Origin of the sequence: Streptosporangium sp. NPDC087985, from assembly GCF_044741965.1 — a bacterium.
Taxonomy (GTDB): Bacteria; Actinomycetota; Actinomycetes; order Streptosporangiales; family Streptosporangiaceae; genus Streptosporangium.
This window is the reverse complement of the sequence record NZ_JBIUTQ010000003.1, coordinates 301,192-326,493: the sequence shown is the minus strand read 5'-3', so window position 1 is coordinate 326,493 and position 25,302 is coordinate 301,192. Positions and strand designations below refer to the sequence as shown.

Annotated in this window: 19 protein-coding genes, 1 tRNA gene and 2 pseudogenes; 7 read left to right on the top strand and 15 right to left on the bottom strand. The window is 71.1% G+C overall.

Going from position 1 to position 25,302, the window contains the following annotated elements; genetic code table 11:
- Positions 1-23: 23 nt before the first annotated feature.
- Positions 24-1,907 carry an ABC transporter ATP-binding protein gene (locus ACIN94_RS10330; protein WP_400702529.1) on the top strand — a complete coding sequence of 628 codons (1,884 nt, stop codon included), beginning with the start codon at positions 24-26 and terminating at the stop codon, positions 1,905-1,907.
- Here ACIN94_RS10330 and ACIN94_RS10325 read toward each other — a convergent pair.
- Entirely contained in the window at positions 1,808-2,272 is a 465-nt protein-coding gene (locus ACIN94_RS10325) for a S26 family signal peptidase (RefSeq protein ID WP_400703048.1), read from the bottom strand. The two genes, ACIN94_RS10330 and ACIN94_RS10325, sit on opposite strands and share 100 nt — an antisense overlap.
- A 277-nt stretch (positions 2,273-2,549) precedes the next feature.
- Here ACIN94_RS10325 and ACIN94_RS10320 point away from each other — a divergent pair, with 277 nt between their 5' ends.
- Positions 2,550-2,717, top strand: a complete 168-nt coding sequence (locus ACIN94_RS10320; protein WP_400702526.1) for a hypothetical protein — start codon at positions 2,550-2,552, stop codon at positions 2,715-2,717.
- 354 nt (positions 2,718-3,071) lie between these two features.
- On the opposite strand, the gene ACIN94_RS10315 is transcribed toward ACIN94_RS10320, so the two are convergent.
- The gene (locus ACIN94_RS10315; RefSeq protein WP_400702523.1) at positions 3,072-3,722 is read right to left on the bottom strand and encodes an HAD family hydrolase; all 651 of its coding nucleotides are present in this window, start codon (positions 3,720-3,722) and stop codon (positions 3,072-3,074) included.
- 557 nt (positions 3,723-4,279) lie between these two features.
- On the opposite strand from ACIN94_RS10315, the gene ACIN94_RS10310 reads away from it, so the two are divergent.
- Both ACIN94_RS10310 and ACIN94_RS10305 read left to right on the top strand, forming a co-directional pair.
- On the top strand, positions 4,280-4,612 hold the full coding sequence (locus tag ACIN94_RS10310; protein ID WP_400702520.1) for a hypothetical protein: 333 nt from the start codon (positions 4,280-4,282) through the stop codon (positions 4,610-4,612).
- Between the two features lie 37 nt (positions 4,613-4,649).
- On the top strand, positions 4,650-5,267 hold the full coding sequence (locus ACIN94_RS10305) for a hypothetical protein (RefSeq protein WP_400702517.1): 618 nt from the start codon (positions 4,650-4,652) through the stop codon (positions 5,265-5,267).
- Positions 5,268-5,510: 243 nt separating this feature from the next.
- On the opposite strand, the gene ACIN94_RS10300 is transcribed toward ACIN94_RS10305, so the two are convergent.
- Positions 5,511-5,599: transfer RNA gene (locus tag ACIN94_RS10300), tRNA-Arg, on the bottom strand.
- A pseudogene (locus ACIN94_RS10295) lies at positions 5,553-5,801 on the bottom strand (hypothetical protein); the annotation flags it as partial. The gene ACIN94_RS10300 and the pseudogene ACIN94_RS10295, both read right to left, overlap by 47 nt.
- Before the next feature lie 1,621 nt (positions 5,802-7,422).
- Between ACIN94_RS10295 and ACIN94_RS10290 the strand changes: the two are divergent.
- Positions 7,423-7,698 (top strand): hypothetical protein, encoded by a 276-nt coding sequence (locus tag ACIN94_RS10290; RefSeq protein WP_400702514.1) that lies wholly within the window; start codon positions 7,423-7,425, stop codon positions 7,696-7,698.
- Between the two features lie 1,304 nt (positions 7,699-9,002).
- Here the strand turns inward: ACIN94_RS10290 and ACIN94_RS10285 are convergent.
- Together ACIN94_RS10285 and ACIN94_RS10280 are read right to left on the bottom strand one after the other, a co-directional pair.
- A pseudogene (locus tag ACIN94_RS10285) lies at positions 9,003-9,485 on the bottom strand (AAA family ATPase); the annotation flags it as partial.
- Entirely contained in the window at positions 9,486-10,613 is a 1,128-nt protein-coding gene (locus ACIN94_RS10280; protein WP_400702511.1) for an exonuclease SbcCD subunit D, read from the bottom strand.
- 192 nt (positions 10,614-10,805) lie between these two features.
- Here ACIN94_RS10280 and ACIN94_RS10275 point away from each other — a divergent pair, with 192 nt between their 5' ends.
- Positions 10,806-12,269, top strand: a complete 1,464-nt coding sequence (locus tag ACIN94_RS10275; RefSeq protein ID WP_400702508.1) for an alpha/beta hydrolase family protein — start codon at positions 10,806-10,808, stop codon at positions 12,267-12,269.
- A 25-nt stretch (positions 12,270-12,294) separates the two neighbouring features.
- Here the strand turns inward: ACIN94_RS10275 and ACIN94_RS10270 are convergent, their stop codons facing one another.
- The 3 genes from ACIN94_RS10270 to ACIN94_RS10260 all read right to left on the bottom strand — a co-directional run bounded on the left by ACIN94_RS10270 (position 12,295) and on the right by ACIN94_RS10260 (position 15,540).
- On the bottom strand, positions 12,295-13,299 hold the full coding sequence (locus ACIN94_RS10270; protein WP_400702505.1) for an enolase C-terminal domain-like protein: 1,005 nt from the start codon (positions 13,297-13,299) through the stop codon (positions 12,295-12,297).
- Positions 13,300-13,404: 105 nt separating this feature from the next.
- On the bottom strand, positions 13,405-14,757 hold the full coding sequence (locus ACIN94_RS10265) for an MFS transporter (protein WP_400702502.1): 1,353 nt from the start codon (positions 14,755-14,757) through the stop codon (positions 13,405-13,407).
- A gap of 48 nt (positions 14,758-14,805) precedes the next feature.
- Positions 14,806-15,540: a TetR/AcrR family transcriptional regulator C-terminal domain-containing protein gene (locus ACIN94_RS10260; RefSeq protein ID WP_400702499.1), complete on the bottom strand. Its 735-nt coding sequence runs from the start codon at positions 15,538-15,540 to the stop codon at positions 14,806-14,808.
- 180 nt (positions 15,541-15,720) lie between these two features.
- On the opposite strand from ACIN94_RS10260, the gene ACIN94_RS10255 reads away from it, so the two are divergent.
- On the top strand, positions 15,721-17,175 hold the full coding sequence (locus ACIN94_RS10255) for an MFS transporter (RefSeq protein WP_400702496.1): 1,455 nt from the start codon (positions 15,721-15,723) through the stop codon (positions 17,173-17,175).
- Positions 17,176-17,177: 2 nt separating this feature from the next.
- Here ACIN94_RS10255 and ACIN94_RS10250 read toward each other — a convergent pair whose 3' ends face one another.
- The 6 genes from ACIN94_RS10250 to ACIN94_RS10225 form a co-directional block, all read right to left on the bottom strand.
- On the bottom strand, positions 17,178-17,783 hold the full coding sequence (locus ACIN94_RS10250) for a hypothetical protein (protein WP_400702493.1): 606 nt from the start codon (positions 17,781-17,783) through the stop codon (positions 17,178-17,180).
- Positions 17,784-17,946: 163 nt separating this feature from the next.
- On the bottom strand, positions 17,947-19,095 hold the full coding sequence (locus tag ACIN94_RS10245; protein WP_400702490.1) for a VWA domain-containing protein: 1,149 nt from the start codon (positions 19,093-19,095) through the stop codon (positions 17,947-17,949).
- A complete protein-coding gene (locus ACIN94_RS10240; RefSeq protein WP_400702487.1) occupies positions 19,092-21,452 on the bottom strand; it encodes a DUF5682 family protein in 2,361 nt (786 codons plus the stop codon). Before ACIN94_RS10240 ends, ACIN94_RS10245 begins: the two co-directional genes overlap by 4 nt.
- Positions 21,439-22,506, bottom strand: a complete 1,068-nt coding sequence (locus tag ACIN94_RS10235) for an AAA family ATPase (protein ID WP_400702484.1) — start codon at positions 22,504-22,506, stop codon at positions 21,439-21,441. The genes ACIN94_RS10240 and ACIN94_RS10235 overlap by 14 nt, the downstream gene beginning before the upstream one ends.
- On the bottom strand, positions 22,503-23,912 hold the full coding sequence (locus ACIN94_RS10230) for a DUF5691 domain-containing protein (RefSeq protein WP_400702481.1): 1,410 nt from the start codon (positions 23,910-23,912) through the stop codon (positions 22,503-22,505). The genes ACIN94_RS10235 and ACIN94_RS10230 overlap by 4 nt, the downstream gene beginning before the upstream one ends.
- Entirely contained in the window at positions 23,909-25,297 is a 1,389-nt protein-coding gene (locus ACIN94_RS10225; protein ID WP_400702478.1) for an SWIM zinc finger family protein, read from the bottom strand. Before ACIN94_RS10225 ends, ACIN94_RS10230 begins: the two co-directional genes overlap by 4 nt.
- Positions 25,298-25,302 lie beyond the last annotated feature (5 nt).

Genomic DNA, 25,302 nt, shown 5'->3' with positions numbered 1-25,302 from the left:
ACCCTGCGGGGAGGGACTCCGGGGTGGGCTCCCTGTTTCGTCGCGGACGGGTGGCGGTCGAGCTGGCCTGGCGGGCGCAGTCGGCCGCCGTGATGGGTTCGCTGGCAATAGTGCTGCTCATGGGGGTGGCACCAGTGGCGACCGCATGGCTGACCAAGCTGGTTCTCGACAGGCTGGCGGGTGGCGGGGGCCAGGGCGACCTACTCCCACTCGCGGCCGCACTCGGAGTGGCGGGCCTGGCCCTGGTCGTCCTGCCGCATGTTTCCGAGTACCTCAAGGGACAGCTGCATCGGGGGCTGCAGAGACTGATCTACGACCGGCTGTTCCAGGCCGTCAACGCCGACCCCGGGCTCAGCCGCTTCGAGAACCCCTCCTTCCACGACGAACTGCGGCTGGCCCATGAGGCCGGCCAGAACGCTCCGCAGCAGATCGTCGGCTCGTCCCTGGTGATCTGCCAGGGCATCCTGACGCTGCTCGGGTTCGTCGTCACGCTGACCGTGCTCAGTCCGGTCATGGTCGTCATCGTCATCGCCGCCGCGCTGCCGTCGGCCCGGGTACAGCTCGCGCTGAGCCGCCGCAGGGCCCGCACGATGTGGGGCATCAGCTCCAACACGCGCCGCCAGATCTTCTACGGCGCCCTTCTCACGAGCCCCGACGCGGCCAAGGAGGTGCGGCTGTTCGGACTGGGCGACTTCCTGCGCACCCGGATGCTCACGGAACTCGGGACCGTCAACGAGGCCGAGCGGGATCTGGACTGGCGGACGCTGCGCAGCCAGGGGCTGCTGTCCCTGCTGGGTGCCGCCGTCGCGGCCGGCGGCCTGTTCTGGGCCGTGCTGGCCGCCGCGGCGGGAGGTCTGAGCGTGGGGGACGTCTCGGTGTTCGTCGCCGCCGTCGCCGGGGTGCAGATGGCCCTGACCTCGATCGTCAGCCAGTGGGCGAGCGCGCACAACGCCCTGCTGATGTTCGGGCACTACATCGGCGTCGTCCAGGCCGAGCCCGATCTCCCGGTGACCGCGGAGCCCACCGCACTACCCCCGCTGCGAGCGGGCATCGAGCTGCGTGACGTGTGGTTCCGCTATGACGACGAGCACCCCTGGGTACTGCGCGGTGTGGACCTCTTCATCCCGCACGGCCAAGCCGTCGCCCTGGTCGGCCTGAACGGGGCGGGCAAGAGCACCCTGGTCAAACTGTTGTGCCGGCTGTACGACCCGGTCCGCGGCTCCATCCACTGGGACGGCGTGGACCTGCGTGAGGTGCACCCGGACGACCTGCGCGCACGGGTCGGCGCGGTGTTCCAGGACTACATGTCGTACGACCTCACCGCCACCGAGAACATCATGCTGGGTGACCTGGCCGCGGGCGCCGATCCGGAGCCCATCCGGGCCGCCGCCCGGCGCGCCGGGATCCACGACACGCTCGACACGCTGCCCAGGGGCTACGACACGCTGCTCAGCCGGATCTTCTTCGGCGACAATGACGAGCGGCAGGCGGGAGTGACACTGTCGGGCGGGCAGTGGCAGCGGCTGGCGCTGGCCCGCGCCCTGATGCGCCACCACCGGGATCTGCTCATCCTCGACGAGCCGAGCTCCGGCCTGGACGCGGAGGCCGAGCACGCCGTCCACCTGGGACTGCGCCGGCATCGGGCGGGCCGTACCAGCGTCCTGATCTCACACCGGCTGGGAGCCCTGCGGGACGCGGACCTCATCGTCGTGCTGAGCGAGGGGAAGATCTCCGAACGCGGTTCCCACAGCGAGCTCATGGCGCTGGGACAGAAGTACGCGCGGCTGTTCGGCCTGCAGGCCAGCGGCTACGAGCTCACGTCGGAGCCCTCTGCCGCGCCCCTGGAAGGCTGTGCCGGGGAAAGCCTGCACACGACCACACCCAATACCCGGTCTGCCGGAAGATAGCCCCAGTTCCGCGAGTCCGCGCTCATCGGACCGTCGCCGATGACGACCAGCCGCCCCTTGGGGACCAGCGCCCCCTCGGGGGCGTTCACCGCGTGCGTGACCTTCGGCGGCACCGGATCACCGGGCATTGCGGCCACACGCTTTATGAGCCACTTCGAATCCTTCGGGGCGGACAGCGGACCAGTGCGCCATTGGCCTCCCAGCGCCGATTCGAAGACCACCACCTGACCCCGCCTGAGTTTCGAGCCGACCACGGGGCGGATGAGCACACGATCTCCAGAACGGTACACCGGTAGCATGCTCGGCCCGGTCACCTGGACGATCACCAACCGGCGCCGGGCGATGGCGAGAGTGCCAACGATCATCGCAAACAAGATCGCGATATACCACACGGACTAACCCTAGCCGTCATGTGCCCCATGCACCGATGAGGTCGCCGGCACGGTCTTTGTCGCCGAGGTCAAGAGTGTGAGCGATGAGAACGAAGAGCGACAGCTCAGGTACGGCCTGGGCAAATCCTGCGCTACGCCGACCGCCTTGGGGATACCGTGCCGGTTCAGCCTGTGCTCGCCCTGGAGCGCGCACCGCGCGATGAGACCTGGCTCAGGCTATGTGAACGGCTTGGAGTGATCCTCTCCCCTCATGCACGACCTGCCCGTCTGGATCCCGCTAGCCGTCAGTGCCTTTAACCTGGCCACCGCCATCGTCGACTGGGTCACCGCCCGCACCCGCCACTCCAGCCAGGCCCCCACCGGCCGCACGCCAGACAAGCCCTCGGCAGGCGAACACACCAGCCCCGCCGGTCGCTGACCTCAGGTGGAGAGTCAGGTCACATAGCTCCCCACGCTGGGATCATGCTGGAGAATCGATCGATTCTTTGACACTCACTTTGTGCGGGAGAAACCACCGGTCCACAGCGCTGTTAGCAAAGGTGCTAGCAAAAGGCCCCCACCGGAACCCGGTGAGGGCCTTTGACCTGGAGCCGCCTTGGGGAATCGAACCCCAGACCCCTTCATTACGAGTCAACGGCACGTCCCAGGTCGGTAGGCTCACGCCCTGGTCGAGTGGTAGATGCGGGTCGGTGGCGTGTGATCGTGTAAGACGATGTTGCTGTACGAGGTTGCTGTACGGCACTCCTCGCCGGGCTGCGGCTTGGTCGCTCGATCACCGCTCGTTGTGCAGGATCTCCATGGCCTGAAGCACGTCGGTGGCGACATGATCCGCGCGGTGATCGTGGCCGCCCCAAGTGCCTCGGTCGATCCAGATCGTACGCAGCCCGGCCGCCTGTCCCCCACCGATGTCGGCAATGAGGTTGTCACCGACCATCCATCCCCCGCCTTCGAGAGCCATACCGCAACGCTGGGCCGCGACCTCGAACAACCCGATGTCGGGCTTACGAATGCCTTCGACCCCTGAGAGCGCATAGGCGTCGACAGCCTCGGCCAGTCCCGTCCGCTGAATCTTGCCGAGCTGGTTGTCCGCCATGCCGTTGGTGATGATGGCCACCTTCCAGCCCGACGTGCGGAGCTGGGACAAAGCGTCCATCACTGCGGGACGGCAGCGGACGAGGTATGGCATGCGCTGGCGGTAGCGGCTCCACAGTTCATCGGCCGATTGGGGCAAGGCGAAGTGGTCGCGGACCTTGGCGAAGAAGACTTCACGATGTGGGTAGCCGGCTCGGTCCAGGTCGAGCAGCCAGTCAGCCGCTTCGCGCCCAAGGTCGTGCTCGTTGGTGAACTCCCTGGCCCATGTCTGGAACGCCTCGTCCAGGTTGATGAGGGTGTTGTCCAGGTCGAAGAGCGCGAGTCGTTGCACAGTGATCCAGCCTAGGTGGGGCCGTCGCCGAAAGCTTGAGCGCCTGCTTCAGCAGGGAGCACCGAGTCAGTGGGCTCGGTTTTCTGCCGGCTCACCGGTCGGCCATATGGAGATCGCCGCCGAAACTCCACGCGAGTACGCTTCCCGTCTCGAAGACGAACTCCGCCCCCATGCACTGAGCAGGGTCCTCGTCGTCGAATCTCTCGGTCACTCGACCAAGGCGTTCACCGATGTGCCACACGAAGGGGAGTGAAGCTGTCTGAACGATCGAGGAAACACGAGGGTCCTTGGCAGGCTAAGACCTGTTCAGGGGCCTTCGTGTATCTGCATGGCCGGAAGATCCGAATTCCTGGCCTTTGGTCCTCAGGGAAGGACAACCACTTTGTCAGCGGCGCCGCGCAGTCGGTGGCTATGGACTGGTGGCGTGCGATCATGAAAGCAGTGTTGCCGTCCGGTGCTGCTGCGCATCGCGTCCATGGACGCAACCGCGATCGCCACTGAATGCTCCCGATTACTCTCGCCCGAGACTGTCAGACCTGGATAGCAAACTGCCTGCCATGAGTCAGCTGGTCAGGAACGTGCCGTTTCCCTTCCCTGACGGGAAATTTCCGCCCGAGCTGGGAGCCGTCGTTCAACGCACGGTGTCGAGTGGCGAGCTTCCTGCACTCGTAGTGATCCATGACGACGAGAACGATTGGCTGATTGGGGACGGGGTCACCAACGCGAGCGATCCCGCGGCCTCGGCCCTCAGCCATGTGCAGCACGTGGTGGACCGCGACCCCACCGTGGCGGACATCGCCACCATGCCCTGCGGCTACGCGGCCCGAAGGCCTTCGCGGTCTGCGCCTTGGGCGATTGAGGAATGGCGCTATGAGGACGAGGACGAATAACGGATCTGCCGGCTGACCGAGTGGTGAAGGAGAATCAGTGGCGCTCACCTTTGGCGAGGCGATCGGACGACTTGCCGATCGCGCGGCAGCTCGCCGACAGTCGGGAGCCAAGCGGCTGCGAAAACTCGCCGATCCAGCGGCGGGGCCGGCGTTGCTGGAAGCGTTGCGGCGCGAAACCGGGGGTCCTCAGGCTTGGGAGACTCTCTACCACCTGGTGATGGCGCTCGGTGCCTGCGACCATCGGGCGTCGGTGCCGTACCTCTACGAACTCGCGCGTCACCCCTTCAAGGCCACCATGGTCCATACAGCGATCGGGGATGCGCTCGTTCGGTTGGACCAGAAGGACGACAACTCCACCCCAATTCTTTGGTGCCTCAACACCGGCAACGACCAGCTCATCGACGGGGCTTTCCGTGCGATGGCGATGCTGCACATGGTTCCCGACGACAAGACCATCGGACGAATCCTCGATTTTCTGGCTCCTCGGCTACCTGAGGACGGACTCCGTTTCTGGCCTGCCGTGGCGGCGGCGGGTTGGCAGGGGCAGCCCGTGCACGCCTTCCTCACCACCTGCGCCGCAGGATCCCGGGAAGACGTCGCGGAGGCCGCCGTATCCTCGCTCACTGGGAAGTACAAGACTTATCGACATCTGTGAGCGGATGGACACGGCCTGGCCGACCTATGGCGGCGTGCTCACTCCGCCCGTCATCAAGATCCACAATGACGGGAGGAGTCGGTCATTTACGCGGCCATGGACCGCTCGCCCACTCCGTATGAGAGATCGGAAAGCAGCGGGAGCCACCCTGTTAGCAAGGGTGTTAGCAAGAAGCTCAAACGATCAAGAAACGAAGAAGGCCCCTGACGGCGTAATGCCTGTTCAGGGGCCTTCTTGCATGTGTGCGGCCGGAGGTACTCGAAACCCCAACCTTCTGATCCGTAGTCAGGCGACCACGGACAGGGTGGAGCCGTGGCGGTCCTTGCGGACGCGCAGCTGGGCGGGGACTCGGGTGCGCAGCTCGGCGACGTGGCTGACGATGCCGACGGCCCGGCCGCCGTCGCGCAGGCCGTCGAGGATGTCGAGCACCCCGTCGAGGGTGTCCTCGTCCAGAGTGCCGAACCCCTCGTCGACGAAGAGCGTGCCGAGCTCCACTCCCCCGGCCTCGGCGGTGACCACGTCGGCCAGGCCGAGGGCGAGCGCCAGGGAGGTGATGAAGCTCTCGCCTCCCGACAGAGTGGCCGGATCGCGGTCCGCGCCGGTCCAGCCGTCCAGGATCCGCAGGCCCAGCCCGCCGCCGGACCTGCTGCGGTCCCCCGCCGAACGGCCGAGGTTGTGTTCCAGGAGGTAGCGCCCGCCCGACATGTGGTCGAGCCGCTCATTGGCCGACTCGACCACCTGGCGCAGACGCTCGCCGAGCACGTAGGACGACAGCCGCATGTTCCACCGGTTGTCGCTGGAGTTACCGCCGGTCAGGGCCGCGAGCCGGTCGGCGAGGCGGTGCTGTTCGGCGGCGGGCAGCCAGCGCTCCAGGCACTCGGCCAGCTCGGCGCGGAGCGCGGTCAGCCGGGCCTGGCGGGTCTCGGCCTGGTGCCGGGCGGACAACAGGCCGGCGTGGGCCGCGTCGGCGGCGTCTCGCTCGCGGCGCAGCTCGTCGAGGTCGGGTTCGGGTTCGGCGACGGCGGCGATCAGCTCCGGATCGGCCAGCACGGCCGCGATGGCGGCGCGTTCCTTGTCGAGCTCGCGGAGCCGCCCGGCCTTCTCCTCCTGCTCGGCCGGCGGGCGGACCGCGGCGCGGGCGTCGTCGAGCCCCAGGAACTCCGCCTCGACGGCGGCCGCCTGGGCACGGGCCTGGGCGGTCGCGAGTTCGCCGGCGGTGACCAGCTCCTCCCGGGTGGCCTCGACCGCCTCCCTGAGCAGCTCGGCCTCTTCGGACAGCCGCTCCAGTCTGGCGGCCAGGGTCGGGTCCTCGCCCCGGGCCTCGTCGATGCGCGCGGTCAGCCGCTCGGCGTCGGCGGTGAGTTTCTCCATGTCCGTACGGCGGGCGGCCAGCGTGACCGCGAGCTCACGCGAACGCTCCTGAAGCTCGGCGGTCTCGCCCGTGATCCGGTCGGCCTCGGCCGTCAGCGCCGGCTCGGCCCCGGCCGACTCCCGCAACCGGGCCAGGGCCGACTCGGCCTCCCGCAACTCCTCTTCCGCGCGCTCGACGGTGAGATCGGTCGTCTCGGCCGCCTCGCGGTGGGCGGCGGCGAGGTCCGCGACGCGGGCGGCCACGGTGAGGGCGGCGCCGAGAAGGGCCACGTCCTCGGCGAGGCGGTCACGTCGGGCCTGGACGGTGGGATCGGCGCCCCGAGCCTCATCCAGGCGGCCGGTCAGCCGGTCGTGTTCGGCCTGCCACCCGGTCTGGCGGGCACGGCCCTCGGCCAGCACCCGCCCGATCTCGACGGCCCGGGTCTTCGCGCCTTCCAGCTCGGCCGCGACACGGTCCGCCTCCGCGCTGAGCGTCTTCTCCTCGTCGGCGGCGGCGGTCAGGGTCTCCAGCTCCCGCGTGGCCTCGGCGAGGGCCTCCTCGGCCTGGCCGACGCTCAGCTCACCGGCGACGGCGGAGGCCTCCTCCAGTCGCGAGGCCAGAGCGGCGACGGTGTTCTCGGCGGCCCGGCGCCGTCCGTCGGCGTCGTCGTAGGCGTGCTGGGCGGCGCGTTCGTCCTCGGCGGTGGGAGCCTCGTCGGCCGGGGCTGCCGGGACCGGGTGGTCGGGTGAGCCGCAGACCACGCAGGGTTCGCCGGGGGCGAGCTTACGCGCGAGCTCGGCGGCCATGCCGTCGATCCTGGCCTGGCGGAGGTCCAGGTGGCGGTCACGGAGCCGCTGGGCGTGGTCGGTGGCCTCGGTCTGGGCCGTGCGCGCGCTCTCCAGCTCGCCGTGGAGGGTGTCGCGCCGCCGGACGGCGTCGAGCCGGGCGGCGGCGGTGTCCACCGCCGCCTGGGCGGCGGGGATCCTGGCCGCCCGGTCCCTGGCGGCGGCCAGGCGTGCCGAGGCGTCCGCCAAGGCCACGGGCAGTCTCTCCTGGGTCTCGCCGAGTGCGGACTCCTGAACGGCCGCGTCGCGGAGCTCGGTGTCGAGCGCGGCGAGCAGCCCGGCCAGCTCGGCGAGCCGGGCCTCGTCGGCGCGCAGTCCCTCCAGGCCGACAAGCTCCTCCCTGCGCTCACGCTCACGTACGGCGAGCAGCTCGCGGACCTCGGCCTCGTCCGAAACGGCGGACAGGCCGTCGTGGGCTGCCGGGACCGGGAGGCCCGCAGACGGTCCGTCCTGGACGGCCGCGGCCAGCAGGTCGGCAGGCAGGGCATCGCGGACGGCCAGGGCGGAGAGCTTGGCCGTCCGGTCGTCGCGGGCGGTGGCCAGGGCGACGGCGAGGCCGTCGCGGTGTTCCGCCGCCCGCAGGCGAGCGGCCGTGGCCTCCTCCGCCGACTCGGCGGCCGGGATCCGGGCGGCGTCCAGGCGTGCGGCCGTAAGGCGGGTGTCCACGTCGTGCCGGAGGCCGGGAAGAAGTGCCAGGCGGGCGTCGGTCTCGACCTGGGCGGCGGTCAGCTCGGTGATCTCGTGACCGAACTTCTCCCGGTTCTGGACGATCGTCGCCAGACGTGCCTCCTCACCGCGCAGCTCGCCCAGCCGGGTGATCTCGCGCTGGCGGTCGCGCTCCAGCGTGGCCAAATGGTCCGGGGTGGTGTCCTCCGGCCCTCCGCCGAGAAGGGAAAGCGCCCGCGCGAGGGCGTCGGCGGCCAGCCGGTGGGCCTTGGCCGCGGCCTCGGCCCGCTGTTCGGCTCCCTGGATCAGGGGCAGCACCCGATCGGCGCGGGCGGCCTCGGCCAGGATGACCTCCAGGTCCGCCCGTTCCTCGGCGCTCTCCTCCAGCGCCCGGCTCCTCGTCAGCGCCTCGGCGTGACGACGGCGCCGCTCGATCAGCGCGGTGCCCTGCTCCAGCCTCGCGCGTGCCCGCCGTACCGCAACCTCGCCCTCGCCGTGGTCCTGGCTCATACCGGCGACCGCTCCGGCGGCCAACTCCTCCAGTGCACGGGCCCAGGCCAGCGGGTCGTCCTCCGCGGAGACCACGGCGGCCTGGCCCGCGTCACCTCCGGCGGGATCGGGGAGCTCCGCCGGTCCGGCGTCCCCGGATCCGGAGGCCTCGGGTGCCAGGGCCGCGAGGAGATCGGGGCCGGCGGCCTCCTCCAGCCGCTTGACGGCGAAGTCCACCTCCTTGCGGAGGGCCTGCTGCTCGCGATGGGCCTCGGTCCGCCTGTCGGCGAGCCAGGATTCGGCCGCGGCGTAGATCCTGACGGAGAAGAGACGTTCCAGGACCTTGCGGCGCTCCTCGCCGTCGGCACGCAGGAACCTGGCGAAATCCCCCTGAGGCAACATCGCGACCTGGAAGAACTGGTCGGCGTTCATGCCCAGCAGAGTGCCGATGAGCTCCCCGGCCTCGTCGACCCGTGTGGTCAGCCCGATCCACTCCCCCGAGGGGGTCAGCTCCTGCAGGAGGGCCTTCTCGTTCTCCCTCGTGGTGCCGGTCCCCCTGAGCTTGGGGCGCTGCCAGGCGGGCGACCGAGTGATCTTCAGCCGCCGCCCCCTGACCGTGACCTCCAGCGCCACGCTGGGTCCCCGGCTCGGGGGCGCGTGGTCACAGCGCAGGCTCTTGGCGCTGTCGCGCTTGCCGGGCACCCTGCCGTAGAGGGCGTAGCAGAGCGCGTCCAGCACAGTGGTCTTGCCCGCGCCGGTGGGGCCGTGGATGAGGAACAGCCCGGCCTCGGCCAGGGCGTCGAAGTCGACCTCCTCGTCCCCGGGGAAGGAACCGAACGCGCTGATCCACAGACGGTGCGGGCGCATCTACGCCATCGCCTCCTTGGTACGGCAGGCCTCGACGGCTTCCTGGATCAAACGGGTCTCGTCGGCGTCGGCCGCCTCGCCGCGCACTTCCCTGACGAAGTCGAGGGTGACGTCGATCTCGGGGCGCCCTGCCAGCTTCGGCCGCGCCGCGATCTCCCTGACGCCGCCCTCGGGTTCGAAGGAGAGCGCGAGAGTGTGCTCGAAACGCGACCTGAGCCGCTCCATGGCGCTCTTCGGCCGGATCGGGTCGGTGAGCGTCACCTGGAGCCAGTGGTCCTCATAGGAGGCGTACTCGGCCGAGGCCAGCAGGTCGTCGAGACGGCCGCGGAGCCGGTTGACCGGCCGGGGCACCGGCGCCTCGGCGAACTCCGCGCTCACCTGTCCCTCGGAGCCGAGCTCCACCAGCCAGGAGCCCTTCACCTGACCCACCTCGGAGAAGGAGTAGGCGATCGGCGATCCGGAGTAGCGCACGGTCTCGCTCATCCTCTGGCGCCCGTGGAGATGACCCAGTGCCACGTAGTCGACGCCGTCGAAGGCCGAGACCGGGACGTGGGCGACCCCGCCGACGCTGATGTCGCGCTCACTGTCACTGGCCTGCCCTCCCGTCACGAACGCGTGGGCCAGGACCACCGCCCGGGGCCCCCGCCGGCTGAGATCGGCGCGGATCAGGGACATGGCATGGTCGATCGCGGCGGTGTGGGTACGTTCGGGCAGTTCCCAGGGGCCGCGTACCAGCTCGGGCTCCAGGTAGGGGATGCCGTAGAACGCCACGTCGTCGATCACCACGGGCTCTCCGACCCGTCCCGCGTCGGTGCGCAGGTGGACGCCCGCGGCGTCGATGAGGTCGGCGCCGAAGCCGAGACGGCGCGCCGAGTCGTGGTTGCCGCTGATCAGGACGGTGCGCACGCGCTCGGCGACCAGCCGCCGCAGGGCCTGGTTGCACAGGTCCACCGCGTCGACCGAGGGCAGCGCCCGGTCGTAGACGTCGCCGGAGACGACGACCACGTCGACCCGTTCGGCCCTGACCGTCTCGATCAGGTGGTCGACGAAGGCCTCCTGGGCGGCCAGGAGGCTCTCACGGTGGAACGAACGGCCCAGATGCCAGTCCGATGTGTGCAGCACGCGCATATCGCTTGAAGCTAACAGGCCTCAGCCGTAAATGCGTCCACTCTTACCACACCGCCCTCACTCCTCTGTCGTGATACCCCGGCGGTGGGTAGGCTTGATGATCAGAGGGAACGATACCGGCATACGATCCTCAGGAGACAGGCGACGATCGGGGAGCGGATCGGCGTGCAGGTTGGCCGAGGCGTTGTGAGCGTGGCCGCGGGCTTGATCCTGCTGGCTCTCGCGACGGTGGGCTACATACTGCCGCCCCCCTTCGACCCGCCGCCGCTGACCGCCGACCCGATCTTCCAGACCCTGCCCGCCCAGCCGCCCGCCGAGGTCAGGCCCCTCTCCTCTGCCGGGCAGATCATCACGCAGGACATCACGGTCGACGTCGGGGACACCACCCTTGAGGCCACGGTCCGCGCACCGCTCACCCCCGGAAGGCACCCCGCCCTGGTCTTCGTCCAAGGGGCCGGGGCCGGCCTGCGAGGTGAGTTCACCACGCAGGCCGAGGCGCTGGCCAGAACGGGGATCGTCACGCTCACCTACGACAAGCGGACCGTGGGCTACGACTTCCGCAACCGCGACTTCGGGCTGCTCGCCGACGACGCGCTCCGCGTCCTGGAACGCCTCCGCCTGCGCGCTGACGTCGACCCGGCCCGGACCGGACTCTGGGGGGTGAGCGAAGGGAGCTGGGTGGTCCCGATCGCGGCGGCCAAGAGCGACGACGTGGGGTTCACCGTGCTGGTCTCGGCGCCCAACGTCTCCCCCATGCGGCAGGTCACCTGGGCGCTGGGCGAGCAGCTCGACCGGCTGCACGCGCCCGGCGGGGTGCGTGACCTGATCATCCGGGCGATGAGCGCGGTCAACATGAACTTCCTGCGCTACGACGGCATGCCCGCGCTGCGCCGGATCCACCAGCCGGTCCTGGCCCTGTACGGCACGCGCGACCCGTCGATCCCGTTCGTGGAGAGCAGCCAGGCGCTGACCGACGCGCTCACCGAGGGTGGCAACGCCGACTACACGATCCGCTACCTCGCCGGTGCCGACCACGGCATGCGCGTCCACGGCGGGCCGTTCGTGCCGGGCTACCTGGAGACGCTGTCCAACTGGGTCAGGGGCCTGCCCGGTACGGCCAAGCCGCCGGTGCACATCGCGGGCGCGACCCCGGTCCAGCGCTACGAGGCCAGCGAGGTCCCCAACGCCCCGTGGTACGCCGGGGGCACGGTCCTCGGGCTCACGCTCTGCCTGGCCGCCGTCGGATACGTGGTGGGCCCGGTGGCCGAGATGGTGCTGCGGCTGCGCGGCCGGCAGTTGCCCGCCGAGGCCAACGTCGTGATCTGGCCCCCCATCCGGCGGCGGTTCCGCCGGATGGCGTGGACCGGGCTCGGACTGCTGGTGTCGGTGCTGGCGTTCATCACGCTGCTGGTGCTGTTCTCGGTCAACCAGGCCGGAGCCTGGCCGGCGGTGCTCGCCGGGTGGCTGGTCATCCGGATCCTGGCCGTGCTCATGCTGGTGCAGGAGATCACGGCCGTGGCGGCGGTCGTCTCCGGACTGCGGGACAGCTGGCGGCCGAGCCGTACGCAGCGCGCCGCGATCGCCGGGGTGCTGGGCGGCACCGGCCTGCTCCTGGTCGCCGCGGCCTACTACAGCCTGTTCGCCTTCCCCTGGTAGACCGGTGAATCCGCGCGGGCGACGGCTAAGCGGCGTAGGAGTCCTTGGCGAGACGGCGGACGCGGGTCACGTCGACGGTGTGGCCGAGGCCCGGCTGGGTGAGTGGGACGGCCACGACGCCGCCGGAGGCGCCGACCGGCGGGGTGACGATCTGCGCGCTGCGCGGCGGCTCGGCCACGTCGCAAGGGAGGGTGCAGCCGGGCAGGCTGGCCACGGCGACCGTGGCCGCCCGGACCAGGCCGGCACCCCGGCCGCCGGCGCAGGCGATCTCCCATCCCGCCTCCACGGCGTGGTCGTGCACCTGCCGCGCCTCACCCAGGGAGCCCAGGACGTCCGGGCGCAGCAGCAGCGCCCGGCCCGCGTTCACGAGAATCGCCTCGTCCAGCTCGGCCAGCGAGGACACCTCCAGCAGGACCGGGGCGGCGACGCGCTCCTGCAGTTCGGCGTGGTCGGCGAGGTTGGCGAACGGACGCTCGATGGACGAGAGTGAGTAGGCGTCCAGCGCCTCAAGAGCGCCGAGGTCGGTGTAGGCGCCGCGGGCGTCCACCGCGATGCTCAGCACCGGATAGGCCTGACGGATGGCCCGCAGCGGCTCGACATCCCAGCCGGGGTGGACATCCAAGGTGATGTGGGCGTAGCCGGCACAGACGTGGCGGTTCACCCGCGCGACCAGGCTCTCCAGGTTGCGCTCGGCGCCGATCCTGACGGTGGCCGTCAACGAGGTACGGCTGCCGCCGAGCGCGTGGGAGAGCGGCACGCCGCGCATTCTCGCCCACAGGTCCCAGCAGGCCATGTCGGCAGCCGAGCCGCCGGGTACGACACCCAGCTCGTCGGGGTGCTCCCAGTCGACGCCGATCAGCGTCCCTCCGAGCCCCTCCTCCAGTGACGCCCAGGTCTTCGGCCCGGGGCCGACGACCTCTCCCCACCCGGTCATGCCTCCGTAGTCGGTGAGCCGGACGAGGATGCTCTCCGGCCTCCTGCCGTACGGCAGGGCCAGGCGGAACAGCTCAAGCTCACGCACACGCGGCATGGACCCCCCTCGATCTCTGCTCGGAAAAACACGAATCCCGCCCGAAGGCGGGACTTACCCTCCAACACGGGAAAGGGCGGCGTTCCTCCCATGATGCCACGGTAGTTAGGTTCTGACCCTGCCCGCGACCAGGGCACCCGTGGCCGCCATCAGCGCGGTCAGCACGAAGCACAGGACGTAGGTGGAGGTGGCGGTGCCCAGAGCCGCCAGGATCGCGCCGGTGACCGCGACCGCGACGACCGTGTAGACCGACTCGCTCACGCCCAGCGACGCGCTGTTCTCCCCCTCCTCTCCGGGGCGCGACAACTCCAGGACGAGCACCGACAGCGTCGGATACACGATTCCCATACCGAGGCCCAGGACGATCTCACCGAGAAAGGCGGCGGCCACCGGGACCACGGCGAACACGGTCAGTGCCATCAGTGCGAGTCCCGAGGCGATCAGCACGGAGCCGGCGCGCAGGACCAGGACGCGGTCAAACCGCCGGCGCCCCACAACCCACGAACCGAACGACCAGCTCAGCGCACCGCCGGTCAGGGTGAGCCCGGCCATGGTGAGCGACAGGCCGCGTTGCTCGTTGAGCATCAGCGGCAGGAACGCCTCGCCGCCGATGGCCGCCCCCGCGGCGATCCCCCGCAGACTGATCACCGCGGGCAGGCCGCGGGCGGCGCGCAGCGTGCCGGCGGGGAGCAGCCGGGGCAGGGACGCAGCCAGCATGGCCAGGCCGGCGAGGAGCAGGATCAGCCCGGCGCCCCGGGCAGCTCCGCCGTACTGCATGAGCGCGGCGCCGATCGCGGTCAGCACCGCCCAGCCCAATCGCCGCACGATCGAGGGTCGCGCTCCCGGCGACTGCCGGTCCGACATGGGCGCGGCGGCCAGACCGCGCCGGAGCGGCAGCACGGCCGGGAGGAGGAACGCCGCCACCCCGATGAAGACCCAGCGCCAGCCCGCGCTCTCCACCACCAGGCCGGTGATGACCGGACCGACCATGGAGGGCACCACCCAGGCGGTGGCGAAGATCGAGAACACCCGGGGGTGGATCTCCGCCGGGTAGACCCGCGAGACCAATACGTACATCGAGACCTGGAAGATGCCTCCTCCGAAGCCCTGGATGAACCGGCCCACGATGAACAGGTCCATGGTCGGCGCCGTCCCGGCGACGACCAGCCCGGCGGCGAAGGCCGCCACGCCCGCCCAGAGCGGCGCGACCGGTCCCCTGGTGTCGCTCCATCGGCCGCCCAGCACCGTCGCGATCACTCCGGCCGCCATGGCCCCGCTGAACGCCAGCCCGTACAGCGCGTGCCCGTCCAACTCGTCGGCCACGACCGGCATGGCGGTCGCCACCGCCAGATACTCGAAGGCGATCAGGGAGGTGAGCGCCACCAAGCCGACCGTCAACGCGCGGTAACGGTGGGCGAATATCCCCTCAGGTGGGGCCAGAACCGTCGCACCAGTCATGGTTGGACGATACGGCCGCCGCCCCGTTCCGGGCATCGACCTCGGAGGTCAGTCCTTGGTCGTAGGACCCACCTCGGCGTGGGAGACCAGGCCGCGCAGGAGCAGATCGAGGCCGAACTCGAACCGCTCCACGCCGCCGGCCTCCATGAGGTTGTCGACCTGGGCGACGAGGTGGGGGAACCGGTCGGCGGGCAGGCTGCGGTAGAACTCCTCGATCTGGCCAAAGAACTCCCCCATGAAGCTCTCCAGGTCCTTGCCGCTGGTCCGCTGCCTGCTGAGGTAGAGAGACCCCTCGTAGGTGTCGGCGCAGATGTAGAGGGCGAGGCGATCGAGCATCAGGCTGGCGATCTTGGGTGGTACCCCGCCTGCGAGCATGATGGCCAGCTGCGCCTCGGCGACCCGCAGCGCGTTGGGCCCGGTCGGAATGGTGGAGAGACCGACCTTGGCGATGTCGGCGTGGGCGCTGAACACCCGGAACGCCTCCATGGCCACCTCCCTGAGCTGCTCCAGCCAGCGCTCCGGATCGGGCTCGGGCACCTGGATCTCGCCCATGACCTCTTCGTAGATCAGGTCGAGCAGCTCCTCCTTGTTCTCCACGTGGGCGTAGAGGGAGGCGGGACCGGTGCCGAGCTCCTGGGCGACCCGGCGCATGCTCAGTGCATCCAGGCCCTCGGCGTCGAGGAGCCGCAGACCGGCGGCGACGATGAGATCCCTGCTCAGGACGGTCCGCGGAGCGCTCACCTTGCGGGTCTTGCGCCACGGCGGAGCGGGGATGTCGGTCATCCGCCGATCGTATACCGCACCGGATCCGTTCGCGAACGTCGTACCAGGAAAGAACATCGTTCTATAAACGAATGCTATACGCGATACGAACGATGCACTTGACACGAACAACGTTCGTTAATACAACAGTGTTCGCATGTAGCGAACGACGTTCGTCTCACTCTCCAGATCGGAGCCCCCATGACCCACGCGATCGACAACGGTCCTCCCGTCACCACCGAGCCGTACCGGTGGCGATGGATCGCCCTTTTCGTGATCCTCGCCGCCGAGGTGATGGACCTGCTCGACGCGATGGTCACCACCATCGCGGCACCGTCCATCCAGGCCGACCTGGGCGGCCCGTCGAGCACGATCCAGTGGCTTGGCGCCGGCTACACCCTGGCGATGGCCGTCGGGCTCATCACCGGCGGCCGACTGGGCGACCTCTACGGCCGCAAGCGCATGTTCGTGATCGGCGCGCTCGGGTTCACCGCGTGCTCGCTGCTGTGCGGGCTGGCCCTCTCCCCCGAGATGCTGATCGGCGCACGGGTGCTCCAGGGCCTGTTCGGCGCGGTGATGGTGCCGCAGGGACTCGGCATGATCAAGGAGATGTTCCCGCCCCGGGAACTGGCCGCCGCCTTCGGCGCGTTCGGCCCCATCATGGCCCTGTCCACGGTCGCCGGGCCGGTCCTGGCGGGCTGGCTCGTCGACGCCGATCTCTTCGGCACCGGCTGGCGCATGATCTTCCTGATCAACCTCCCGGTCGGCCTGTCCGCCCTCCTCGGCGCGATCCGCTACCTGCCCGCGTCAGAACCGTCGCCCACCTCGCGCCTGGACCTGACCGGGATGGGCCTGGTCTCGGCCTCCTCGTTTCTGCTGATCTTCCCGCTGGTCCAGGGCCGCGACCTCGGCTGGCCCGCCTGGACCTTCGTCTCGATGGCCGCCGCACTCGTGATCTTCGCCTTCTTCGGCCGTCACCAGTCCCGCAAGGAGCGCGCGGGCGGCGACCCGCTGGTGGTGATGAGCCTGTTCCGCAAGCGCTCCTTCAGCGGCGGACTGGTCACCGGCCTCGTCTTCTTCTCCGGCATGATCGGCTTCTCGCTGGTGTCCGGTCTCTACCTCCAGATCGCCCTGGGCTACGACCCGCTGAAGGCGGGTCTGACCGGACTGCCGAACGCCATCGGCACCCTCGTCGGGTTCATCGCCGTCAACGCCGCGGGACTGGCCCAGAAGGTGGGCCGCAGGCTGATCCACCTCGGCGCGGTCGTCATGGCCGCGGGCGTCGCCGGGGTCGGCCTCACCCTGAGCCTCGCCGGCCCGGGCGTCACCCCGTGGCAGCTCGCCCCCGCCCTGGCCGTCACCGGCGCCGGGATGAGCATGATCATGGCGCCGTTCTTCGACATCGTGCTCGCCGGGGTGGAGCCCCACGAGTCCGGCTCGGCCTCCGGCACCCTCACCGCCATCCAACAGCTCGGTGGCGCGCTGGGGATGGCGGCCATCGGCACGGTCTTCTTCGGCCTGCGGGAGCGGGGCTGGACGTTCCAGGACGCCATGCTGCTGACGATCTGGATCGAGGTGGGCCTGCTCGCCGTTGCCTTCCTCGTCGCCTTCCTGCTCCCGCTCCGCGCCCGTCCCGAGGAGGAGACCGCCCGGTGAGCTCAGCTGGCGCCGGGAACCGTGACGTTCCGCTCCTTGAAGTCGTAGCCGTTCTTCAGGGCGTTCTGCTTCAGGCCGTCCAGCGCGTTCTTGGTGGCGTCGAGGTCGGCCGGTGTGGCCGTGCCGCTCTTGAGCTTGCTGGTGAGGGCGGCGAAGCTGTTGCTGACCCCCTGGACGCCCTTGCACAGTGTCGGGTTGGCCAGGGCGAAGCCCCGGGCGACCTTCAGCTCGTGAATGGTGAAGGCACCGGCCACGGCGGCCTTCAGGAAGGTGCGCTTCCGCTTGTCCGCCCCGGCCTGGAAGCCGCCGTTGCGCAGCGGCCGGTAGATGTAGCGGTAGAACGCCCCCAGCGCGAGGCCCGCGTGCAGCGCGAAGCGCGTCTTGGCCAACGGCCTGGCGTTGGCCCCCGTCGGGCACTCCCCTTCGTATTCCTGATTGGTGTCCACGTCCGACGCCGCCGGAGGGGTGCTCGCCGGCGCGGAGTACGTGGCCACCGCGCCCTCAGGCGCCATGGCGGGCGGCTTCTCCCCGCCGCAGCCGCCGAGCAGCGTCACCGCCAGCAGCATGGCTACCGGGACGGTAACGACCTGGACCTTCAGTACGGTCATCTTCTCTCCCTGGAATCTCACGGCGCCACGATCCGCCCCCCTTTCCCTTTTCCCTGTGTATGCACACCAAAACGCAGAGTAATCAGACTAGGTCAGGCGGGCCACCCAAGGCGATGACGCTCCGGCAAGGGCGGGCCTCCGTGCCACCCTCGCCGGAGCGGGATCAGGTGGCCGCGTGTTCCAGCTCGCGCTCGGCCCACCGGCCGATGTCGCGGCGCTCGATCGCGGCGGCCATCAGGCCGGGGAAGGCGTCGGGGGTGCAGGCGAAGGCGGGCACCCCCAGGGCGGCCAAGGCGGCGGCGTTGTCGCGGTCGTAGAAGGGCGCGCCCTCGTCCGACAGCGCGAGCAGCACGATGACCTGGACTCCGGCCGCGGTCATCTGGGCGACCCTGCGGAGCATCTCCTGCCGGACGCCGCCCTCGTAGAGGTCGCTGATCAGGATGAAGATCGAGTCGGTGGGCCGGGTGATGAGGCCCTGGCTGTAGGCGATGGCCCGGTTGATGTCGGTGCCTCCGCCGAGCTGGGTGCCGAACAGCAGCTCCACCGGGTCGTGGAGCTGGTCGGTGAGGTCGACGACCGCGGTGTCGAAGACCACCAGCGACGTCTTCAGTGAGCGCATCGAGGCCAGCACCGCGCCGAAGACGCTCGAGTAGACGACGGAGGCGGCCATCGACCCGCTCTGGTCGATGCAGAGCACGACCTCACGCTGGACGGCCCGCTGGCGCCTGCCGTACCCGACCAGTCTCGACGGCACCACCGTGTTCCGTTCGGGCAGGTAGTTCTTCAGGTTGGCCCGGATCGTACGGTCCCAGTCGATGTCGGCGACCCGCCTGGGCCGGTGGGTCCGCGCCGACCGGTCCAGCGCGCCGGTGACGGCCGCCTCCGTCTTCCGCACGAGCCGCCGCTCCAGCTCGGAGACGACCTTGCGGACCAGCGCGCGGGCCGACTCGCGTGCCTTCTCCGGCATCACCCGGTTGAGCGACAGCAGCGTGCCGACCAGGTGCACGTCCGGCTCGACCGCCTCCAGCATCTCCGGCTCCAGCAGCAGCCGGGTCAGGTTCAGCCGCTCGACGGCGTCCTTCTGCATGACCTGCACGACGGTCGAGGGGAAGTAGGAGCGGATGTCGCCCAGCCAGCGCGCCACCCTGGGAGCGGAGGCTCCGAGGCCCCCGCTCCGCTCGCCGTCACCACCGTTGTAGAGGGCTGCCAGGGCCTCGTCCATCTGGGCGTCGGTCCCGCCGAGCGCGCACCCGGTGCCGTCGGCGTCCCCGCCGAGCACCAGCCGCCAGCGGCGCAGCCTCTCGTCCTTCACGTGCCCTCCGTCCTTCCCAGAATCATCAGCACGGTCCGCACGGCCGCCGCCGCGCGCTCCTCGTCCACGTCTTCCACGGTGGAGACGCTCCTGCCCGCGTCGAGCGTGCCGACCCGCGAGCCGATCGAGCGCCGCTCCGGCGCGGAGAAGGCGCCGAACGTCCGGCGGAGCAGGGGCAGCACGTCCACGAACGTCTCCGGGGCGAGCCCGGTGAGCCATCCGTCGACCAGTGCGAGCAGCCGGGCGTCGTGGACGAGCAACAGCCCGCCACCCGACAGGAACCCCTCGATCCAGGCCGCCGCCCGGGCCGGCGGGTGTCCCGCCGACATGGCCCGCGACATCCGCGGGCCCACCGACACGGCGTCGAGGTCCCCGGCGTCCAGAAGGATCCTGGTGAGCCGCCCCTCGATCAGCCCGTGCAGGTCGGAGCGGCCCGACGCGCCGCGCAGCGTGGCCAGCCACCGTGTCCGGGGCGCCTCCTCACCGGCGGCTCCGTCGAGGAGGGCCACGGCGGCGTGCACCCCGTCGATGTGGCGCAGCAGGTCGCGGGCGGCGTCGTCATCCAGCCCGGTGACCGCTCCGCCCAGCCCGACGCAGACCCTGCTGAGCAGGGCGTCGACGACGACGGCCAGGCCGGTGGCGGGAGTGCCGCGCACGTCGCCGTATCGCTGGGCGCGCACCATCGCGGGCAGCGCGGCCATCAGGTGCGTGACATCGCTGTCGAGTGCGGCCCGCGCCGACAGCGCGTCGAGCACGTACGGCAGCGCGTCCGGCAGCTCGGCGAGCAGGCAGCGCTCCACCAGCCCGGTGAGCCCGGCCAGCGAGACGCAAGGCGCGGCGCCCTGCCCGCCGCCGGACGGCCGAGAGCCTGCCGCGGCCGCCGCCCCCGGCCCTCCTCCCGGTACGGCCGCGCCGGTCATCCGCCCTCCGTCCACGAGATCACGGACCCGAGCGCCGGCCGCGGCGGGGACCGTGGTGCCCCAGGCACCCGCCTCGATCAGGTCAAGGTCGAACTCGGGACGCCAGGTCAGCGTCCACGACTCACGGAAGGTGCCCTTGCTCCGGCTCTCCTGGGGCGTCCCCCAGTCCACGCCGAGCAGCCGCAACCGGTGCAGCAGCCTGCTGCGCTCCAGGTCGAGCGGCTTGCGCAGATCGAGGTCGAGCTCACGGTCCAGGGCCTCGGGCCTGAGCTTCAGCCGCCGCTGCTCCTCGCGCAGGTGGCGCTGGAGGGGGACCATCGGGGTCGCGTCGGGGACGTGACCGAGCTGCTCCCCCACGACCATGCGTCGCTGGATCAGCTCCACCGGCAGGTCGTCGCCCTCGCACAGCACGGCCCTGACCGCCTCGGTGACCTCCGCCAGCCCGGCCAGCGGCCGTCCCCGGAGCACGGCCAGCCCCCGCGCGAGCCGTACCGCCTCGATGACGTGCGCGGAGGAGACCGGCAGGTCCTCGTCGCGCAGGACCCCGGCGGCGGCGGTCAGCCACCGCTCCACCGGGCGGTCGGCGGAGACGAACAGGTGGTGGTACCAGCCCGGGGAGGTCACCCCCGCGCCGTAGCCGCTCCAGGCGGCCAGCCGCCCGTACGTCCACGGCACCCAGGTCATCTCGGCTCTGACCTTGGGCAGCCCCCGCAGCAGCGCGTCGTCGGCCTTCACCGTGGGCAGCCCGGCACCCCACGCGGCGCCCTCCCTCGGCGTCCCGGCCAGCGCGGGCACGTGCCAGGCGCCGCAGACGACGGCGATCCGCTCGAAGCCGTCCTTGACCGCCCTGCGGATCGTGCGCCGCATGAAGGCCTCGCGCCGGGCTCCGTGCCCGTCTGGCACATGCCCCTCGCGGACCGCCGCCATCGCCTCGGCGATCACCTGGAACGGCGTGTCCCCCCGGTGCTCGACCGCGTCCTCCCACCAGCGCTCCGGATCGTCGTATCCGGCGGCGCGGGCGAGCGTCCCGATCGGATCGGCCCGTACGGCGGGCTCCCCGGGGTCCGGCGCCCGGCCGTCCCGCCGCTCCTCTTCCGGTCCGTCCGGGTGGGAGGCGAGGCTGTGGGCGGCGGGCAGGTCGCAGAAGCGGACCGGGACGCCCGCCTCCACAGCGTGGCGGATCGCCTGCCACTCGGGCGAGAAGACCGCGAACGGCCAGAACGCCGCCTTGGACGGCTCTCCCGGCACGTGGGCCAGCAGTGCCACCGGGGGTTCGAGACCGGCGTCCCTGGCCAGCTCCACCAGGTCGTCGGCCTCGGGCGGCCCCTCGATGAGCACGATGTCCGGCCTGAGCCGGTCCAGCTCCTGGATCAGGGATCGTGCCGATCCCGGCCCGTGGTGCCGGACTCCCAGCACGGAGACGTCAGCCCGCGTCACGGCAGGCCCGGTAGAAGTCGCGCCAGTCCTGGCGCTCACGGACGACGGTCTCGAGGTATTCCCGCCAGACGACGCGGTCGGAGACCGGGTCCTGGACCACGGCGCCGACGATTCCGGCGGCCACGTCGGAGGGGCGGAGCACGCCGTCGCCGAAGTGCGCGGCCAGCGCGATGCCGTTGGTGAGGACGGAGATGGCCTCGGCGGTGCTGAGGGTGCCGCTGGGAGACTTGACCTTGGTGCGGCCGTCCTCGGTGACGCCGGTGCGCAGCTCGCGGAAGACCGTGACGACGCGGCGGATCTCCTCCAGCCCGGTCATCGTCGGGGGCAGTTCCAGGGAGTGGCCGAGCTGGTCGACACGGCGGGAGACGATGTCCACCTCCTCCTCGGCGGTGGCGGGGACCGGCAGCACGACGGTGTTGAACCTGCGGCGCAGGGCGCTGGAAAGGTCGTTGACCCCACGGTCGCGGTCATTGGCGGTGGCGATGACGTTGAAACCCCGCGAGGCCTGGACCTCCTCGTTGAGCTCGGGGATCGGCAGCGTCTTCTCCGACAGCACGGTGATCAGCGCGTCCTGCACATCGGAGGGCATCCGGGTCAGCTCCTCCACCCGGGCGATCCGTCCCTCGGCCATCGCGCGCATCACCGGGCTGGGGGTGAGCGCCTGCCGGGACGGGCCCTCCGACAGCAGGCGGGCGTAGTTCCAGCCGTAGCGGATGGCCTCCTCGGCGGTGCCCGCCGTCCCCTGCACGAGCAGGGTGGAGTCGCCGCTGATCGCGGCGGCCAGATGCTCCGACAGCCAGGTCTTGGCGGTGCCGGGCACGCCGAGCAGCAGCAGCGCGCGGTCGGTCGCGAGGGTCGCCACGGCCACCTCCACGATGCGGCGGGGCCCGATGTACTTCGGGGTGATCTGGTCGCCGTCGCCCAGGATGTAACTCGTCACCGCCCAGGGAGACAGCTTCCAGCCCGGCGGCCGGATCCGGTCGTCGTTCTTGGCCAGGATCGCCAGCTCCTCGGCGTACTGGTCTTCGGCATGGGCCCGCAGAACCGTTGTCACAGAAGCTCCTTCAACATGTCATCACGGAAACGCAGGAGGGCGGCGACCTCCTGGATGGGCGGTTCAAGCGAGAGCCGTTCGGCCACGCCGTACAGGGCGGGATCGATGCGTTCGCCGGCGAGCCTGGTCAGCTCGTCCAGGTTCCAGGGCTGGGTGCCGGAGACCTCGAGGATCTTCTGCAGCACAGCCCTGGCCAGGCCTGGCCCCCAGGGCGCCGCGGCGCCACCGAGAACCATGATGAGCTGGCCGTCCAGGCCGTGCCGCCGGACGAAGCCCGCCGCGACGCTCTCCTGCTCGGCGGGGGGCAGCGCGGCCAGCAGGTCGGCGAGCGGGTCCCAGGCGAACAGCTCCCTCGCCCATTCGGGGTCCCGCTGGAGCACGGCGGCCCTGACCCATCCCGCCCTGACCTCGCTGCCCCAGTCGTCGATCTTCATGCGGACGAGCTCCGCGGGCGGGCGGCCGAGCAGGCGGGTCCAGACACCGAGCGGGGTGCGGGCCACTGCCTGCTGCAGCCACCAGCTCCGCTCTCCCGTTCCCCGGGGCGGCTTGGCCCGGATGCCGTCGCGCGCCATCGTGCCGTCGCAGGCGACGGGCGGGGTGACCTGGATGCTCCCGTCCTCGACCGTGAGGTAGCGGGCGGCCCGTCCGGCCATCCGCAGGCCCAGACGTGAGTCCGGCAGGCGGGTGAGCAGGTCGGCTGCCCGGTGGCGCACCTCACGGCGGCGGTCGTCGAGGGCGACCTCCAGAAACGGTTCGTCGTCGGGCGAGAGTCCGGCGGCGAGAACCTCCAGGAAGGCCGCCCGGTCGTCAGGGGTCTCCTTCTCCCACGTCGCCGCGAGCAGCTGCCTGGCTCCCGCCGGGTCGGCCGCCCGCAACGCGCCCAGGTAGGCGCGGCGGTCACCGGAGGTGCCGAGCTCCCAGACCTCCCGGGCGTCGTCGGATCCGGTCGCGGCCACCGCGGTGACCTCCTCCCGCAGGAAATCCCACGCCGGGTTGAGCCCGGCCAGCCAGCGGCCCCGGTTTCCGGCGAGAACGCCGAGGTGCGGGCGGATCGACCGGTCCCTGGCCCCCTGGTCGAGAAGCTCGGGCAGCAGGTGCGGCGAGACCCGGTAGCCACGCCCGGCCGCGGTCTCCAGCCATTCGGCGAGCAGCCTCGGCCGCTCGCCGCCGAGTATCCGGCCGAGCCTGTCGGCCGCCGCGCGCGAGACCATGGGCTGCTCCTCGGGCGGCGCGACACTCAACGGCTCGCCACCGTCCGGCCGCCGACCGGCCCGCATCCGCAGCGTGTGCACGGCGGCGCGTTCCAGGAGCTCGATCTCGGGGGCGGGGCCGCCGGGAAGGGGGCGGCGGTCGGTGCCGACGAGCGCGGCGGAGACGAGATCCTCCCACTCGGCCAAGGCGTTCACAGGACGATCACTCTGCCTTCCTCGTCCCAGGTCGTGAGGGGCCGCAGGCCTCTCGGGGTCCATTCGGCGGCGACGGTCAGCGGGTGCCCCCCGGAGGTCGCGATCAGCCGCCAGGGGGTGCCCGCGGACGGGTGCAGTGCGAGCCCCCCGGAAGGGCCCGCCAACGACCAGGGGCCGTTCCCGGCAGGGGTGACCGCGTCGAGGACAACGGGCCAGGAGTCAACCCAGGGATCTCCGGCCAGCGCCCCGGCCACCTCCTCCAACGCTCCCTGCGGGGTGGATCCGGACGCGGGCGCGACGGGGGCACCACCATGACGGGCGGTGACCAGGGCGCGCAGCGGCGATGCTCCCGGGTAGAACGCCAGGTCGGCGTCGAGGGCCGTGCCGGTGACGAGCGAGGCGTCGAGAGCCTGGCCCACCGGGGCGAAGGAGAGCACGAGCGCCGCCCGGCCGGTGGTCCTGCCGCGGAGCCAGACCCGGCGCGCGATCAGCCGGTCCTGCTCCTCGTCGCGGCTGCCGAGCACGTCCCACACGTCCCTGACCGTCTCCCCGGCGAGCACCTCCTCCTTCGTGACCGGGAAACCGACGCGCTCACGGACCCGTTGCAGGAGCCCGGTGGCGTCCGCTCCCGCCCAGTTCCCCGGCTCCTCCCCCGGCGCCTCGACGACGGAGCCGGCGACGGTGGAAAGGCGGCGGTGGGCCACGCAGAGGAGGTGAAGGAGCGCGTACTCGCTGAGCAGGCGGGCGGGCCAGTCTTCACCACCCAGGACGGAGTTCAGCCGGGAGAGGGAACCGGCCATGGCCGGGGCCTGCGCGTCGATCAGACGTCTGGCCAGATCGTCCCAGTGGTCGTGCCGCCGGGATCCGGCGATCCCCTGCCTGACCTGGTCGGCGAGCCAGCGCTCCAGCTCCGCCAGGCCGGCGGCGACGCGTTGCTCACGCTGCCCCGCCCGGCGGGCGTCGGCGGGACCCGCCGTGCGGGGCGCCCCGCCCTCCTCCGCCTGGGACTCCCCGGCCTCCTCCGCCGCCGCGCGGGTCGCCGCCTTGACGGCGCGCTCGCGCCGCTGGTCGAGCCACTCGGCCACCCAGCCGGCGGGCTCGGCGGCGGCCGGAACGCCGTCGGCCGACCACAGGAGCAGCAGGCCGAGAGCGTGTTTGCAGGGAAACTTCCGGCTCGGGCAGCTACACCGATAGGCGGGCTCGGACAGGTCGACGCACGCCCGGTAAGGCGTGGAACCGCTGCCCTTGCACTCACCCCACAGCGCGTCCGCCGTGACTCCGATCCCTGACCACCTGCCGGGCGAGGAGACCCCCTGGGCCGCTTTCCGGGACGGGGCGTCGGGCGCGAGCGCGAGCACCTGATCCCGGTTCCACCGTTCGATCACGGTCC

What these genes read in the sequence shown, in the direction of transcription:
- ACIN94_RS10270 (WP_400702505.1), bottom strand. Translation starts at nt 13,299, where the DNA reads ATGCCGCGTGTGCGTGAGCTTGAGCTGTTCCGCCTGGCCCTGCCGTAC.
- ACIN94_RS10320 (WP_400702526.1), top strand. Translation starts at nt 2,550, where the DNA reads ATGCACGACCTGCCCGTCTGGATCCCGCTAGCCGTCAGTGCCTTTAAC.
- ACIN94_RS10280 (WP_400702511.1), bottom strand. Translation starts at nt 10,613, where the DNA reads ATGCGCGTGCTGCACACATCGGACTGGCATCTGGGCCGTTCGTTCCAC.
- ACIN94_RS10325 (WP_400703048.1), bottom strand. Translation starts at nt 2,272, where the DNA reads ATGATCGTTGGCACTCTCGCCATCGCCCGGCGCCGGTTGGTGATCGTC.
- ACIN94_RS10290 (WP_400702514.1), top strand. Translation starts at nt 7,423, where the DNA reads ATGCCGTCGATCCTGGCCTGGCGGAGGTCCAGGTGGCGGTCACGGAGC.
- ACIN94_RS10250 (WP_400702493.1), bottom strand. Translation starts at nt 17,783, where the DNA reads ATGACCGTACTGAAGGTCCAGGTCGTTACCGTCCCGGTAGCCATGCTG.
- ACIN94_RS10255 (WP_400702496.1), top strand. Translation starts at nt 15,721, where the DNA reads ATGACCCACGCGATCGACAACGGTCCTCCCGTCACCACCGAGCCGTAC.
- ACIN94_RS10265 (WP_400702502.1), bottom strand. Translation starts at nt 14,757, where the DNA reads ATGACTGGTGCGACGGTTCTGGCCCCACCTGAGGGGATATTCGCCCAC.
- ACIN94_RS10260 (WP_400702499.1), bottom strand. Translation starts at nt 15,540, where the DNA reads ATGACCGACATCCCCGCTCCGCCGTGGCGCAAGACCCGCAAGGTGAGC.
- ACIN94_RS10310 (WP_400702520.1), top strand. Translation starts at nt 4,280, where the DNA reads ATGAGTCAGCTGGTCAGGAACGTGCCGTTTCCCTTCCCTGACGGGAAA.